This window comes from Bradyrhizobium sp. WYCCWR15520, assembly GCF_056174665.1.
Genome location: NZ_JBWBWM010000085.1, coordinates 1 through 12,878 on the forward strand (window position 1 = coordinate 1; position 12,878 = coordinate 12,878).

Consider the following 12,878-nt stretch of genomic DNA (forward strand, 5'->3'; position numbering starts at 1 on the left):
TCGAAAATGAAGCAAAATCGCCTCCGAGACACCGCCTACGGCGTCGTTCAGACCTCGGAAGTCGCCGCATCCTCGCGCCGATCAAGAAAATCGCTCCTGCAATCAGCTTTTTCAGCAGCCTGCTAGTGTTTCTGCGCGCGCCATCATTGGCGCACCGATTAGAAGATCTGGATCTTCCCGCCGCTGCACGCCGGAGAACCTCATGTGCGTTGCTCTCGCTCGTCAAAGCCTGATCCAAACGCGGCAGGCGGCTCCGCGAACGCCGGTTTGGTGGGAGCCGGCGCCTGTAGGCGGCAGCAGCCAATCTCATCAACGAGGCGCGGAAATATTGGGCGAGAATGTCGTTCCTTTGAGAAGAGGGAGCCGTTTGGTGACAGCAGCCATGCCCATGCTGAAGGATGGCTAGGTCATGCGCGGCGAGGCACATGTTCGAGGAAGATCCACTTGCACCTACGAACTGCTAACCCCCATTTCCCTAGCAGGCGTCCGGCCAAGTCGGCGAAGGACGAACTGATGGAGCACCATCAGGAGTTCTTCTGGCATGACAGGGCGCGCCTGGTTTCGGGCGGCGAGATCGTCAAGGTTGTCCGGTCTAAGCGAGAAAGATGGGCTCGAGCTGATCGCCCCGCTGCGCAGCCACTGATCGACGGAGCGAAGCAAGGAACATGTCATGGGACGTGTGAACGAAAAGGTCATTCTGGTGACCGGCGGAGCTCGTGGGATGGGTGCAGCTCATGCGCGCCTGCTTGTAGCTGAAGGCGCCAAGGTCGTAATCACTGATATTCTTCATACACAAGGAGAGGCTCTCGCGGCTGAACTGGGCGCTTCCGCCATCTATGTACCTCAGGACGTCACCCAGCCGGAGGAGTGGGCTAGGGCGGTCGCGACCGCTGAGAGCAGCTTCGGCGCGCTGCATGGGCTGGTTAACAATGCTGGCATCGCCAGCACGGCCCCGATCGAGCAGTTCCCGCTTGATCAGTGGAACAAGATTATCGCAGTCAATTTGACCGGAGCGTTCCTTGGAATGCAGGCGGCTCTGCCGGCAATCCGGCGCGTAGGCGGAGGTTCGATCGTTAATGTCTCGTCCGTCGAGGGGCTCCGGGGCACTGCCGGGCTTCATGCCTATGTCGCTTCCAAGTTCGGCGTGCGAGGCATAACCAAGTCTGCTGCTCTGGAGGCCGCGGCCTCGGGCGTCCGCGTCAACTCGATCCATCCCGGCTTCATCACCACGCCGATGACCGTGAGCTTCGATCCCTCCATTTTCCCCATTCCACTGGGACGGGCCGGCCGGCCGCAGGAAGTGTCGCAGGCAGTCTTGTTCCTGCTCAGCGACGAGTCCAGTTATCTTACCGGTTCCGAGATCGTTATCGATGGCGGTCTGACGACCGGCGTCCCACACAAATGGCTGGCTCCCGAGTATATCTTTTGATGAGCACCAACTGATCGTCCCCGCCAGGACAACGAGACGGCGGTTCGTCGTCTCAGCTCTCGGGATCTTCGGACCCGGTATCGCCAACGATAACTTCTCCGGAGGCCGCAGTTTGGCGCCAGCGCAGCCCGCGGGCACCTTCGATGCGCGAACAGTGCTTGCAGCTGGAGCAGAACGGAGCTGTTTTAGCGACTCGCTGCACTCGGTGATGCGGCGATTAGATCAGGTTCTGCCTGCGCTGGAGCAGGCCGAGTTCGACCAAAAAGGCGATTGATTAACGAGAACGACACGTCAAGTCGACGAACCAGCGCTTTGTGGAGGGTACAGAGCAATGGTCGCCCTGAGTCGTGGTGTGCTTAGGTGAACCGCAGCACTGCAGCGTAGGCGGCGGGATCAACTTTGCGACGTTGCGTAGGTTTTGGGCGTGCCAGCAGGAGCAACTCGTCTTGAGCACCAGCTGGACCTCGCAGCCTGAGCCGGTCAAGGCGCAGAATCGAGCACTGGGATTTGCGGGAGGCATGTTCAGACAACATCGCGGCCCAGCCTGGGCAGATGTACATGTCGCTTTATGTCATAGGCAAGCATTTCATCAGCGGACCCTCGGGGTCGGGGGCAGGGAACGTACTCCGGCTTGAGCACGCCTCCGAATAGGATTCGGAAGGCGGGATTGCGAATCAGCAGCTCAGCAGTGGTATCGACGTTGAGCGAGTGTCGAGTTGCTGGGTCTCGCCCCTTGGGGCGGTAAACGAGTCGATGCTCTCCGGTAATGCGCCGCAACCATCACCCTTCAAAATCATGCTTATGGGGTTCCGGTTCCCGAGCCCTTATGTGGATTGCGCTTGTCCTTAATTACATCGTTAACGGCTTTGAGAATTTTGGGGTCTTCCTTCTGCCATTGGGACCGGCTTGGATATGGTGCCGCGGTCGCCGCTGAACTCGGTCCCGATGCCAGCGCAGGCACAGAGCGGCCGATCCTCGTTTTAGCGCGAACCAGACGACATCCTTCTTCTTCGTCTCGGGTTCGGTTCGCGGGCATATCCGGCAAAGCCGTTGAAGGGCACGAGACATCGGTTGTCCAGCTTGAGCCGCATGCGCCAGTGTGGCGACGTGTTCCGGATGCTGCTCACTGGCGAGCCCGCCGGTCTGCGCGGCTCAAGCCGCAACGGGTCGGAGATGTGGACGAAAGAGCGCCAACGCCTGAAAACTGCATAACCCCGCGCCAAATGAAGACTTTCCGAATGCATCTTGTGGCATGCTCGCTTTTTTTAACACGTCGTCCTCTGCATACAATCGACAGCATCGATTCCAAGCGCCGCCCACACACAACAGGACCAAAAATGAAGAATGAGAAGAAGCCGGGAAGTGATCACGGCGCGGATTTCGTCGAAATCACGATGGTCGTGAACGGTCAGCCTGTCGTCATTAAGGCCATAGAGCAGCAGCCGCTGCATGTGGCCCGCCAAAAGGCGCTGGAGGAGACCAATAACCTGGCTCAGCCGCCCGAAAATTGGGAGATCAAGAACGAAGCGGGCGAGCTGTTGGATCCGGACAAGAAGCTAGGCGAGTTTGGATTTGGCAAGCAAGTGACGCTGTTCCTGAGCCTCAAGGCTGGCGTGGCCGGTGGCTGATCTCCAAACTGTCGATCCCGAGGTCTCGCGCGTAAAGTTCGAGCGGGAGCTTGCCAACTATCGGAGCATGGAATCGGCCTATCGCAAGAGGGGCTGGATCCTGCTTGACGCAGAGTTTCCGGAGATCTTTGTGGCTTTCGCGGCGACTAAGCCGAGACCGCCTCCGATCGTCGCTGCCATCGTGCTGAATTTTACGAATTACGATCTGCGGCCGCCCTCCGTCAGGTTCGTGGACCCTTTCATGCGCGAACCGATACCCGCCAAATTGCTCCAGCTGCAAATGCTTCGCCGTGCGGCAATCCCCGGCGCAACTCCCGAGACCATTCTGGCGCTGGCCCAGCAGGGAGGGGTGCAAATGACAAACATGATTCAGTACAACAGCCCTGATGATCGGCCATTTATTTGTCTTCCCGGCATTTTCGAATACCACAACAATCCCGCTCACACGAGTGATTCATGGCTGCTGCATCGAAGCTCTGGCGAAGGATCGTTGGCTTTTATCCTCGAAAAGATCTGGCACCACGGGGTAAAGCCGATCGAGCATTACCAGGTGCAGGTCCAGATCCCGGCGGTGAACGTGCTGCCCTCATTACTGGCCGTACCGGAATGAATCAGATTGCGGACGTTACGGTCCTCTCGGTGCCGCCCGGCTGCGTAGATGAACTCGATGCCCATTTGCGGAAGGTGGGTTGTGAAGGGCATGAAGGTCTCGGCCTTTGGGTAGGCCGTCAGACGGGGCACCATTTTCAGGTACATAGGACGCTCATTCCTGCCCAGCGCCACATACGTACTGCCGATGGAGTGTGCGTCGTAATAGGACCTGAAGAGCTGCATCGCATAAATGTATGGCTGTACCGGGAGAAGCTTGCGCTCATTGCCCAGATACACAGTCATCCCGGCCGAGCCTATCATTCCAGCACGGACGACGAGTACGCGATCGCCACGACGGTGGGGTGCTTGTCTTTGGTCGTGCCTGACTTCGCGCGAGTGCCCTTCGATCTCAGGAACGTCGCATCGTACCGGCTTGACGGGGCTGGAGTGTGGCGCCCCTTGTCGGTTGGCCAGGTTACGCGGATGATTTTAATCAAGGATTGAACGATGGCCAGGGCCAACTTCATGGACCGCGCGGCGTCGGCAGCGTCGCGGGCGCTGACCAATTTCAAGATGTCGGCGTTCGAGGACAGGCTTGCCGCGCAAGTGATCGGAGTGTCTTTCGACGGCGCAGCCGTGCAGTCGCGGGAAGGCAGAGCCAGCCTGGATATGATCATCAGGCTGTTGTCGCGCCTTTATCCGACGATCGCGCTGCGGCCGCTTGATGCAAAGGCGAAGGATCATGTTCCAATCCTGGAGTTCCTGGCGAAGTCCATCAATCCTGAGATCGAGCTCGCGAAAACCAGGAAGGCCGTCACGGTTTCCGTGGTCGTTGGAAGCAGTCCGTCGCGCATTAAGTGTCCGACCTTCTTCATCGGCTCGGAGGGATGGAGAGCCAAACTTTCGAGCCGCGGTCTGGTTGGTTCCGGCAAGTCGATGAATCCGTTTGGCGCGGGAGCTGCGTCATGCTTCGCGGCAGCCAACGTCTTTCGGACGGTATTTGCCGACCAGCTGGAGCAGGGCGACGCGGACGAGCTTATCGACCTGTCAATGCTGACCTACGCCCAGGGTACCCCTGACTCCGGTCCGGGTTTGGAAGGAACGGATATCGGCGAGACTCACCTCGTCGGGCTCGGCGCGATCGGCAATGGCGCGATTTGGGCTTTGGCTCGCACGGCGAGCATTAAAGGATCGCTTCGTCTGGTGGACGATGAGGAGGTCGACCTTTCGAATCTACAGCGCTACGTGCTGGCCGGCCAATGTGATGTTGGTTCACCAAAAGTGGATCTGGCGCGTGCCGCGCTCGTGGATACGGCGCTGGAAGTGTCGGCTCATTGTGTCAAATGGGACGTCTATGTGAGCGACCGGAACGATTGGATGTTCGAAAGAGTTGCTGTCGCATTGGACAACGCTCCGGACCGCATTGCCGCGCAGGGGGCGTTGCCGAAATGGATCGTAAACGCCTGGACACAAGAGCTTGATCTCGGAGTGTCGCGCCATGGCTTTGATGACGGCCGGGCATGTCTGGCCTGCCTTTACTTGCCTCACGGGAAAATAAAGACGAAGACGAGAAGATTGCTGAGGAGCTCAAGATGCCGGAGGCCCAACAGGAGATCCGGGATCTCCTTCAGACGAACAGGCCGGTGGATGTAGGTTTCGTCGAACGTGTCGCCAAAGCGTTCAACATTCCGTCCGAAGCCCTTAAAGAGTTTGTCGGCCAGTCCGTCCGATGCTTTCACCAGCGGGCAATCTGCGGAGGGATTGTCATGCGCCTGACGGACGGAGCGCAGCCGGTGAGAGCCGTTGTGCCGATGTCGTTTCAGTCGGCTCTCGCTGGCATAATGTTGGCGGCGCATCTCGTGAAGCACGCTTCCGGCCTTCTGAACCTGCGGACCACAAGCACACGGATTAACCTGCTTCGTCCACTCGCGTCGCATCTTCACGATCCTAAGGCAAAAGATACGTCAGGACGGTGCATCTGCGCAGACGAAGACTTCTTAGCTGCATACCGACGAAAGTACCGAAGCTGCAGAGCTCCTTAACTTCGATCTGATCACTATTGGAAGGCCTCGCCTCGCGGTAGGCGCCGCGAACGTGCGCTCCAGCCGGACGCGCTATTTTCGTTTGGAGAGGGCTGCCAAGCTATTGAAATTGCTGAGGGGGCGCTTTTTTCCGAATGCGCCTGAAGTTGTTGGAGTATCAACCGCATCTGGATTCTAAAACACCCTCGGCAATGAGCGCGGAGGATCACTCCACCGCCTGGGTCACGCCCATGCCGGCCGCCTCGATCGCAACCGCAACCGACTGCACGATCGCGGCAAAGCGGACCGCGGTTTGGATGGCCGCCGAGCTGACGCCGGCTTCCCGCAGCGCCTTCTCATGGGCGTCCATGCAGGCGCCGCAGCCGTTGATGGCGCTTACCGCCAGCGACCACAGCTCGAAATCGGCTTTGTCCACGCCGGGATTGCCGATCACGTTCATGCGCAGCCGCGCCGGCATCGTCTTGTATTCCGGATTGGAGGCGAGGTGAACGAAGCGGTAGTAGACGTTGTTCATCGCCATCATGGAGGCCGCGGATTTTGCCGCCGCGACCGCGGCCGGCGTTATCACGACGGCGGCCGCAGATTCCATTGCGGCGATCACCAGGGGATTGCGGACCGCAATCGCGGTGGCGAGCAACAGCCCGTATTTGCTCTGCGGTGATAGCGTCTCATCCGACAGGATCGAAGCCAAGTTGAGTCTCACGTCCTTGGCGAAATCGGGAATCTGGTCCTTTAGCTGTTCAATCGACATTGATGCCTCAAGCAACTTTCAGGGTTTCGCCGCCGATCTCGCGGTTACAGGCGCAGAGCTCGTCGGTCTGTAGCGCGTCCAGAACGCGCAGCGTGTCCTTCGGGCTGCGGCCGACATTTAGATTGGTCGCGTAGACGTGCTGGATGGTATTGTCGGGGTCGACGACGAATGTGTAGCGATAAGCGACGCCGTCGGGCGAACGCACATCGAGGCCATCGACCAGCCCGCCCTTAGTGTCGGCAAACTGCCAGATTGGCAGATGTTGCAGGTCCTTGTGCGAGCGCCGCCAAGCGAGCTTGCAGAACTCGTTGTCGGTCGAACCGCCTAGCACCACAGCATCGCGCTCGGCGAAATCCTTCGATAGCCGGGCAAACTCCGCGATCTCGGTTGGGCAGACGAAGGTGAAATCCTTGGGGTAGAAGAAGATGACTTTCCATTTTCCAGGAAAGCTGTTTTCCGTCAGCGTCTCGAACGCGCTCTGCCCGTTTTCCTCGTGCAGATGAAAACCGGGCTTCACGCCTGTGATTTCGAACGACGGCAACTTGCTTCCAATTCCAAGCATATTGTCCTCACAAGATTGCTTCGCGCAGAAACCGATGATTCCGGCATCAGGCGAAGCAAGCGATATGCCAGATGATATCGCGATTCAACTGGGTGAAATGTGACAATCGGATGCTCGTCGTGATGGCATCTTAACAGCATTGTTTGAATGGTTCTGCCGTCCTGCATCAACAACCGAGCATGTTGCCGTGCTCCGCCGGTTGCGCGCCTTTGAACGATTAGCCCCAAGCCAACTGTTCGGGTTATGATGCCGAACGATTGCAATTGATTAAGATGAAACCCAGCGCCCGCGGCAATGTTCCGCCAAGCCACGGATCGACCCCACGACGCGCACGAGGACAGCGGATGTGAGGTGGCGCGGGAACCGGCAATGACGTTAATGACGTGGCGCACGTTCTCGGGATCAAAATTGTGGATGTCCTCCCGCGCGTGATCAGTCTATCGGATCTGATGTGGGTAAATAGCCGCTGACGGGATGCAATGCGCGCGGATGCGCGGCAGGCGCAGGGCGATGTCGCGTCACCATCCCTCCACGACCTGGCGCTCGCACCGCAGCGTCGTGCCGACATCTCCGGTGAATGTCCGCCAGGCGGCATGGCATTTTTCGGGGACGGCGGTGAGGAGCGGCACTCCAGCAATGATGGCATCAGCAAATTCGTCGCGCAGGCCCCGGCCGGACGCCTCTTGCTTAGAGAATTTGTTGATTACGAGTAGATCGACGTGCCGCTTGATCGCGCGGGACACAACAACTGCGGCATCTGCGAGCCCATTAGCATCGAGTTTGCAGGACGTGGCGCCGCTGCCGAGTGGTTGACAGATCGGAATCTCGCGCCCCGTTGCAACGTCGAGCGCTAGCATGGTTTTCGTGCCGTTTGCGCCCTTGAAGTTTCGCTGGACGATGCCGCCGACGCGCACGCCTTGCCGCGCGAGATCCTGGGTGAAGTCGGCGAGCAGTCTATCCGCGTCTTGTTCCGGCCTGTAGAGGATTGCCGCAAGGCGCTTGGGATCGATCTCGGCGAGGTTGGCGATCATAGGCTTGATCCTCTGGCTCGTTTCACCTGCAGCGCCTGCCTGTCCAGTATCTACTGCTGGCGTAGATGGCGCGATGCCGTAGGGTTCAGAGGTCGTGAACCAGCGGGACGGCCTTTGACCTGGGGCGAATACGTCAATTCCATAGTTGAGCCTTAGCGTATAGGCAGCGGCGCGTCATGCGCGCCGTGCTGGAGGTCGCCGCCACACCTTTGGCCCGTACACTGAACTGCGCATCGATCGCAAAGCTAGAGAGCCTATCGCTGAAGGCGATTTCGATCCGGTCTGGTGTGGCTGTCCTCACGTGCTCTACTTGCGCTGCAGTTCTCGATCAAGGCTGGGGTGAAGATTACCGCAAGGCCGAACATCACCATGCCCACGGCAAGCCAGCTTGGCCACGGAGGCGTTCGGAAGCGGCTGTACCACGAAAGACAGCGCGTATAAAACTGATCCGACCACAGGCCCGGCAAAGATGAAGGGGGGTGCGTCCGTCCCAGAAAGACACGAGAATCCCGCGACCAGCTTCGGCTGCGTCGACTCACAGGTGCCGAGCGCTTTCACAGCGTGCTCCGCGGCTGCGCCATAGAACGCTGCCGCCGGATTGTAGATCGACAGTTTTGCGAAAGTCTCCGCGTCGTTCACGAACTTCTGAGTCGAACTCCACAGCACGAGGTTGCCGATCGCATGGGTGAAGCGGCTTTGCGGAACCGCGAGACGGTTCTCGGCCAGTTTGCTCGGGCGGGCATTCGGCCGAGAGAAACACCTCAAAGGGCGCCCCTTGCGTGATCTGGCCGTAAAACTGTCCGCTCGCGCCAAAGCTAAACGGGGCCTCGCCTGGTCTTTTGCTTCAACGACGCTGCATCTCCTTGGCCGGCATGGTGAAGTTCGCAGCGACCGCCACATCGATCTCTGCCGCTTCTGCATTTCCGATTATAAGCAGCGTCAGAATTGAATTGATCAGGATCAATCGGGTAAGCGTCATCGGAAATTCCTGGGACGGGGCCGCTGCGATGGCTTTGGCCATCGCGGCTCTTTAGCTCCTTATCCCAGCAATCCGCGTGCCGTTCAGGAAAATGGTGCGCGGCCTTGGTTGACGACAGCAAACGCGCATAGCTGCCAGCGTGCCCTGTCGAATGGCTGGGTCGGCTTGTCGTGCTTCCGATATCGGCGTCTTCAACCGCACATGGCGTGGCACGACAAGAGTGGAGGCTTAAGATGATGCTGCTCGCCTCTCGTGCCGAGCTTCTCGTTTCACGCCGCGGCGCTTGCCTGTCCAGGCTCTGCTGTTGGCGTGGAAGCTGGTATGGTTTGCAGTGGCGGTTCAGAGGCCGAGAGTAGCGAGATGTGCTTGAGCTGGGCGAATACGTCCATTCCATCCTTGAGTCCTAGCGAATCAAAGGAGAAACGCGTGATGCGCGCTAAAATCTCTGCGCCCGAGCCCCCGGTGCCGAGCGCAAGTACCAGCGTGATCTCAGCCGCGCCGAGCGGCAAACAGGCTCTGATGCGCGCCGGAAAGACGTTGAGGATGGAGCCTGCGCGCGGCGCTTCGCGCGCGACGCTGACGTCGCAGGCGGCGATGCGCAGCCGTTGGTGCACGCCGGGTGCAAGCGGCGGCGCCGGAACCAACAGGCGCGCACCTTTGAGGCGGAGAATAAGAAGCCCATAGCGTCCATCATAGCCGCTCACCACGGCATCAAGGCTGATGGCGGCTTCGCGGCTTGGTGCAAGCGGCAGCGCAGGATCGGTCTGCAAGACATGCAGCGGCCCAGCCGCAGTCACCATGCCGCGATCCATCATAACGAGATAATCGGCAAAGCGTTCGATCTCCGCCATGTCATGGCCGATGTAGATCATCGGCAGCGCGAGCTTCGCGGGCAGGCGTTCGACGAACGGCAGAATCTCACGTTTGGCGCGGTTGTGGAGCGCAGCAAGCGGCTCGTCCATCACAAGCAGTCTGGGCTGAGACAACAGCGCGCGACCCATGGCGACGCGCTGCCGCTCCCCGCCGGAGAGATGCGAGGGAGAGCGGTCGAGTAGCGGCGCTAGGTCGAGCAGTTCGACCACCTCATCAAACGCGATCGGCATCGGTTTGGGTTTGGGCGCACCATAAAGCAGGTTGCGCCTGACCGACAAATGGGGAAAAAGGCCCGCCTCCTGAGACACATAGCCAATGGAACGCAGATGCGGCGGGCGGAAGGTAGTCTCGTCCTGCCATACCTCGCCATCGATGGCGCAGAAGCTGGCCGGCAAACGCTCAAGGCCAGCGATGCAGCGCGCCACCGCAGTCTTTCCGCAGCCTGGCGGGCCGAAAATCGCCGCCACGCCTTTGGCCGGTACGCTGAATTGTGTATCGAGTGGAAAGCTAGCGATACTGCCTCTAAAGGCAATTTCAATCCGGCCCGGTGTGGCTGTCCTCACGTGCTCCTCCTGCTGTTTTTGTCGATCAAGGTTAAGGTGAGGACGACCGCAACGGCGAACATCGCCATGGCGCCGGCAAGCCAGCTTGCTTCGCGCCAGCGCGACTCTTGGACAAAGTCGAAGAGAAAGGCCGACAGCACCTTGGTGCGCCCAGGAATGTTGCCGCCGATCATCACCACGACGCCAAACGTGCTGATCGTATGCGCAAAGCCAAGCACAGCGGCTGTCAGAAGACCCGGTCGCGCCAGAGGCAGGGCGACCGTGAAGAAGGCATATAAGGGCGAGGCGCGCAGAGTAGCCGCGATCTCCAGCGGCCGGTCACCCACAGCAGCGAAGGCGGAGCGGATGGGCTCCACCACCAAAGGCAGCGCTGACAAAACCGATCCAACCACGAGCCCCGCAAAGGTGAAGGCCAGCGTGCGCCCGCCCCAGAGAGAGGCGAGAAGGTCGACCGGGCCGTTCGGGCCGAGCAGGGCGAGCAGATAAAAACCGAGTACTGTTGGCGGCAGCACCAGCGGCAGCGCGATGATCGTGGCCACGGCCTCCGTCCAAAGGCTCTTCGAGCGTGCTAGCCACCACGCGAGCGGCGTGCCGACGATCAGCAGGATCACGGTCGTCACGCTCGCGAGCTCGATCGTAAGCCCGAGCGACTGCCAGATTTCTGGTGAAAAGCTATCCATGCGCGTCAATTTAACTGTTCGAGCACATTGTCATGCTCGCGTAATAATTGAGTAGACTACCGGGACCTTTAGGCGCGCGTCGCTCGGTTATCGGCGTCAGTCTGCAACCGCACGACGTTCCGCAAGATCGGGTCACAAACTCCTGCGGCACGAGCCAGCGCGAAACGCTCTTGCTGTCTGCGAGTTGCGGAAGCGGGGCGGCGCTGAGCTCGGCATTGACCGTCTTGATGAATTGGTAGGCCTGCGTGATGGTTGCGCCCTCGACCAGCTTCGGTTGCATGCCCTCATAGGCATCGATGGCCTTCATCGCTTCCACCGCAGCGCCATAGAGCGCCGGGGCGGAGTTGCAGATCTGTAATTTTAGGATAGATGCCGTCCTGAACGTGTCGAAGCCGTTCACGAACTTCGCCGTTCTGCTCCAGAGCACCAGGTTGCTGCTAGCGTGGGTGAGTCGGCCTTCACGTACAGCAAAACCATTCTCAACCAATTTCTTCGGGTGGGAATCGTCGGCCGTGAGAATCATTTGTCACGACCCGCCTTGCGTGATCTGGCTATAAAGCTGTCGGCTCGCGCCGAACACGGCCTTCTGTGCGGATTTCTGCTTGAAGGATACGATATCCCCGGCCGGCTCGGTGAACTCGGCGGCAAGCGCGACATTGATGTTCGCCGACTGTTCACTTCCGAGCATAAGCGGCATCAGTGCCTTAATCGGGATCGATCGAGCGCGGCTCATCGGGCAGTCCTGAGACGGGGCCGCTGCGAGCACTCCGGCAGCGGCGGCGGGTTTGCGCCTGATCCCAGCAATCGGCGTGCCGCTCGCCGAATCTGGTGAGCGCCTTGCTTGGCGAGGAAAACACCGTAACTGCCTGCTTTTTGATGACGTTGCCGATTGTCGGACTTCCGACATCGTCGTCTGAACCGGACAAGGTGGCCGCTCGTGTGATGTCGCTCGCCTCTCAGCGCGCGGCGGCCAGTTATTCGAGTTCGTGTTGGGGTAGGAAAATCATGACAAGATCGGAACTGCGGCCGCGCGGGCGTCTCGACCGTGGTAAAAACCTCCTTTATGTCCAGGTCCTGATTGCGATCCTGATCGGTGTCCTCGTCCGCTGCTGTCGCCGTCTCTCGCGATAACCGGGTAAAGGCGCTCGGCGACGGCTTGATTCAGCCGATCAAGATTGGTGATCGCGCCTATCATCTTCTGTAAGGTGGTTTCCGGCATCGCTCGCATCCGTCACTCGAAAAAGGTCGGACGCTTATATCCCCCAGTGAAATGCGGTAGATCTATCACGTGCCGGACGCAGGAAAAAGCGCTGTGATGAGTTGAGGAGGTCGCAAGTTTAGATGCAATTTCAATAGCTTAGCTCCCTTCGTCGAGCGGTCAGGAGGCGGCCCGCTCAAGGGGTTCGATTCCCCTAGGGAGCGCCATGCGGGTAGTCTCGGCGTTATTTTCCCTTCGCTTTTTGCCGCTTTTCCCAAACTTTCGGGTGTGGTTTGGGAAGGTTTGTTCTTGCGATGTTCATTGAGCTGAGTCACCGCGGCGCTTGCCGCCGCGCTTGCGATCGGCGTCGCGAGTATATCGTTCCGCTTCGGCAAGCGTGGTGTGCCCGAGCGCGGCCATGATGTCGTCGTCCGTGAAGAAGATTGATTTCACGCTGGATTAAGCCGACCGCCGGAGAAGAGTGCGGTCAGGAAGAGGTGCAGCAAAAGCCTGAGCCAGCGGATGAGGCGGCGGAAGTTGTAGCCGGCGGC

General features: G+C 59.5%; 15 protein-coding genes, 1 tRNA gene and 1 pseudogene. 7 read left to right on the plus strand and 10 right to left on the minus strand.

Going from position 1 to position 12,878, the window contains the following annotated elements:
- Both AC0QUY_RS40945 and AC0QUY_RS40950 read left to right on the plus strand, forming a co-directional pair.
- Positions 1-233: hypothetical protein (locus AC0QUY_RS40945; RefSeq protein WP_475391578.1), on the plus strand; the 233-nt coding region annotated here is incomplete at its 5' end.
- A 437-nt stretch (positions 234-670) separates the two neighbouring features.
- Positions 671-1,429, plus strand: coding sequence for a glucose 1-dehydrogenase (locus AC0QUY_RS40950; protein WP_161855613.1), 759 nt, complete (start codon positions 671-673; stop codon positions 1,427-1,429).
- An 896-nt stretch (positions 1,430-2,325) separates the two neighbouring features.
- On the opposite strand, the pseudogene AC0QUY_RS40955 reads toward AC0QUY_RS40950, so the two are convergent.
- Positions 2,326-2,580: pseudogene (locus tag AC0QUY_RS40955) on the minus strand (SOS response-associated peptidase); the annotation flags it as partial.
- 186 nt (positions 2,581-2,766) lie between these two features.
- On the opposite strand from AC0QUY_RS40955, the gene AC0QUY_RS40960 reads away from it, so the two are divergent.
- The 4 genes from AC0QUY_RS40960 to AC0QUY_RS40975 are packed head-to-tail and all read left to right on the plus strand — an operon-like array spanning position 2,767 to position 5,301.
- Entirely contained in the window at positions 2,767-3,057 is a 291-nt protein-coding gene (locus AC0QUY_RS40960; RefSeq protein ID WP_057862005.1) for a DUF2604 domain-containing protein, read from the plus strand.
- Positions 3,050-3,667, plus strand: coding sequence for a putative metal-binding protein (locus AC0QUY_RS40965; RefSeq protein WP_161855612.1), 618 nt, complete (start codon positions 3,050-3,052; stop codon positions 3,665-3,667). The genes AC0QUY_RS40960 and AC0QUY_RS40965 overlap by 8 nt, the downstream gene beginning before the upstream one ends.
- Positions 3,664-4,152, plus strand: coding sequence for a Mov34/MPN/PAD-1 family protein (locus AC0QUY_RS40970; RefSeq protein ID WP_161855611.1), 489 nt, complete (start codon positions 3,664-3,666; stop codon positions 4,150-4,152). The genes AC0QUY_RS40965 and AC0QUY_RS40970 overlap by 4 nt, the downstream gene beginning before the upstream one ends.
- A 3-nt stretch (positions 4,153-4,155) precedes the next feature.
- Positions 4,156-5,301, plus strand: coding sequence for an E2 ligase fold family C protein (locus AC0QUY_RS40975; RefSeq protein WP_246738320.1), 1,146 nt, complete (start codon positions 4,156-4,158; stop codon positions 5,299-5,301).
- A gap of 594 nt (positions 5,302-5,895) precedes the next feature.
- Here AC0QUY_RS40975 and ahpD read toward each other — a convergent pair.
- From ahpD to AC0QUY_RS41015, 8 genes are all read right to left on the minus strand, one after another.
- On the minus strand, positions 5,896-6,441 hold the full coding sequence (gene ahpD / locus AC0QUY_RS40980; protein WP_161855610.1) for an alkylhydroperoxidase, AhpD family: 546 nt from the start codon (positions 6,439-6,441) through the stop codon (positions 5,896-5,898).
- Between the two features lie 7 nt (positions 6,442-6,448).
- Positions 6,449-7,003 carry a peroxiredoxin gene (locus AC0QUY_RS40985; protein ID WP_057862001.1) on the minus strand — a complete coding sequence of 185 codons (555 nt, stop codon included), beginning with the start codon at positions 7,001-7,003 and terminating at the stop codon, positions 6,449-6,451.
- Between the two features lie 518 nt (positions 7,004-7,521).
- Positions 7,522-8,034 carry a DUF2478 domain-containing protein gene (locus AC0QUY_RS40990; RefSeq protein ID WP_161855609.1) on the minus strand — a complete coding sequence of 171 codons (513 nt, stop codon included), beginning with the start codon at positions 8,032-8,034 and terminating at the stop codon, positions 7,522-7,524.
- An 844-nt stretch (positions 8,035-8,878) separates the two neighbouring features.
- A complete protein-coding gene (locus tag AC0QUY_RS40995) occupies positions 8,879-9,055 on the minus strand; it encodes a hypothetical protein (RefSeq protein WP_161855608.1) in 177 nt (58 codons plus the stop codon).
- A gap of 227 nt (positions 9,056-9,282) precedes the next feature.
- Complete coding sequence (gene modC / locus AC0QUY_RS41000; RefSeq protein WP_161855607.1) at positions 9,283-10,449, minus strand: molybdenum ABC transporter ATP-binding protein; 1,167 nt, start codon at positions 10,447-10,449, stop codon at positions 9,283-9,285.
- Positions 10,446-11,129, minus strand: a complete 684-nt coding sequence (modB, locus tag AC0QUY_RS41005) for a molybdate ABC transporter permease subunit (RefSeq protein ID WP_161856805.1) — start codon at positions 11,127-11,129, stop codon at positions 10,446-10,448. The genes modC and modB overlap by 4 nt, the downstream gene beginning before the upstream one ends.
- Before the next feature lie 10 nt (positions 11,130-11,139).
- Entirely contained in the window at positions 11,140-11,652 is a 513-nt protein-coding gene (gene modA, locus AC0QUY_RS41010; RefSeq protein WP_161855606.1) for a molybdate ABC transporter substrate-binding protein, read from the minus strand.
- A 3-nt stretch (positions 11,653-11,655) separates the two neighbouring features.
- A complete protein-coding gene (locus tag AC0QUY_RS41015) occupies positions 11,656-11,862 on the minus strand; it encodes a hypothetical protein (protein ID WP_161855605.1) in 207 nt (68 codons plus the stop codon).
- A gap of 627 nt (positions 11,863-12,489) precedes the next feature.
- On the opposite strand from AC0QUY_RS41015, the gene AC0QUY_RS41020 reads away from it, so the two are divergent.
- A tRNA-OTHER gene (locus AC0QUY_RS41020) sits at positions 12,490-12,554 on the plus strand.
- Between the two features lie 91 nt (positions 12,555-12,645).
- On the opposite strand, the gene AC0QUY_RS41025 is transcribed toward AC0QUY_RS41020, so the two are convergent.
- Entirely contained in the window at positions 12,646-12,780 is a 135-nt protein-coding gene (locus tag AC0QUY_RS41025; protein ID WP_474417137.1) for a hypothetical protein, read from the minus strand.
- Positions 12,781-12,878 lie beyond the last annotated feature (98 nt).

Bases quoted from the DNA above. Each gene is read 5' to 3' on its own strand.
- AC0QUY_RS40950 (WP_161855613.1), top strand. From the start codon at position 671: ATGGGACGTGTGAACGAAAAGGTCATTCTGGTGACCGGCGGAGCTCGT.
- AC0QUY_RS40960 (WP_057862005.1), top strand. From the start codon at position 2,767: ATGAAGAATGAGAAGAAGCCGGGAAGTGATCACGGCGCGGATTTCGTC.
- AC0QUY_RS40970 (WP_161855611.1), top strand. From the start codon at position 3,664: ATGAATCAGATTGCGGACGTTACGGTCCTCTCGGTGCCGCCCGGCTGC.
- AC0QUY_RS40975 (WP_246738320.1), top strand. From the start codon at position 4,156: ATGGCCAGGGCCAACTTCATGGACCGCGCGGCGTCGGCAGCGTCGCGG.
- ahpD (WP_161855610.1), bottom strand. From the start codon at position 6,441: ATGTCGATTGAACAGCTAAAGGACCAGATTCCCGATTTCGCCAAGGAC.
- AC0QUY_RS40985 (WP_057862001.1), bottom strand. From the start codon at position 7,003: ATGCTTGGAATTGGAAGCAAGTTGCCGTCGTTCGAAATCACAGGCGTG.
- AC0QUY_RS40990 (WP_161855609.1), bottom strand. From the start codon at position 8,034: ATGATCGCCAACCTCGCCGAGATCGATCCCAAGCGCCTTGCGGCAATC.
- AC0QUY_RS40995 (WP_161855608.1), bottom strand. From the start codon at position 9,055: ATGGCCAAAGCCATCGCAGCGGCCCCGTCCCAGGAATTTCCGATGACG.
- modB (WP_161856805.1), bottom strand. From the start codon at position 11,129: ATGGATAGCTTTTCACCAGAAATCTGGCAGTCGCTCGGGCTTACGATC.
- modA (WP_161855606.1), bottom strand. From the start codon at position 11,652: ATGATTCTCACGGCCGACGATTCCCACCCGAAGAAATTGGTTGAGAAT.
- AC0QUY_RS41015 (WP_161855605.1), bottom strand. From the start codon at position 11,862: ATGAGCCGCGCTCGATCGATCCCGATTAAGGCACTGATGCCGCTTATG.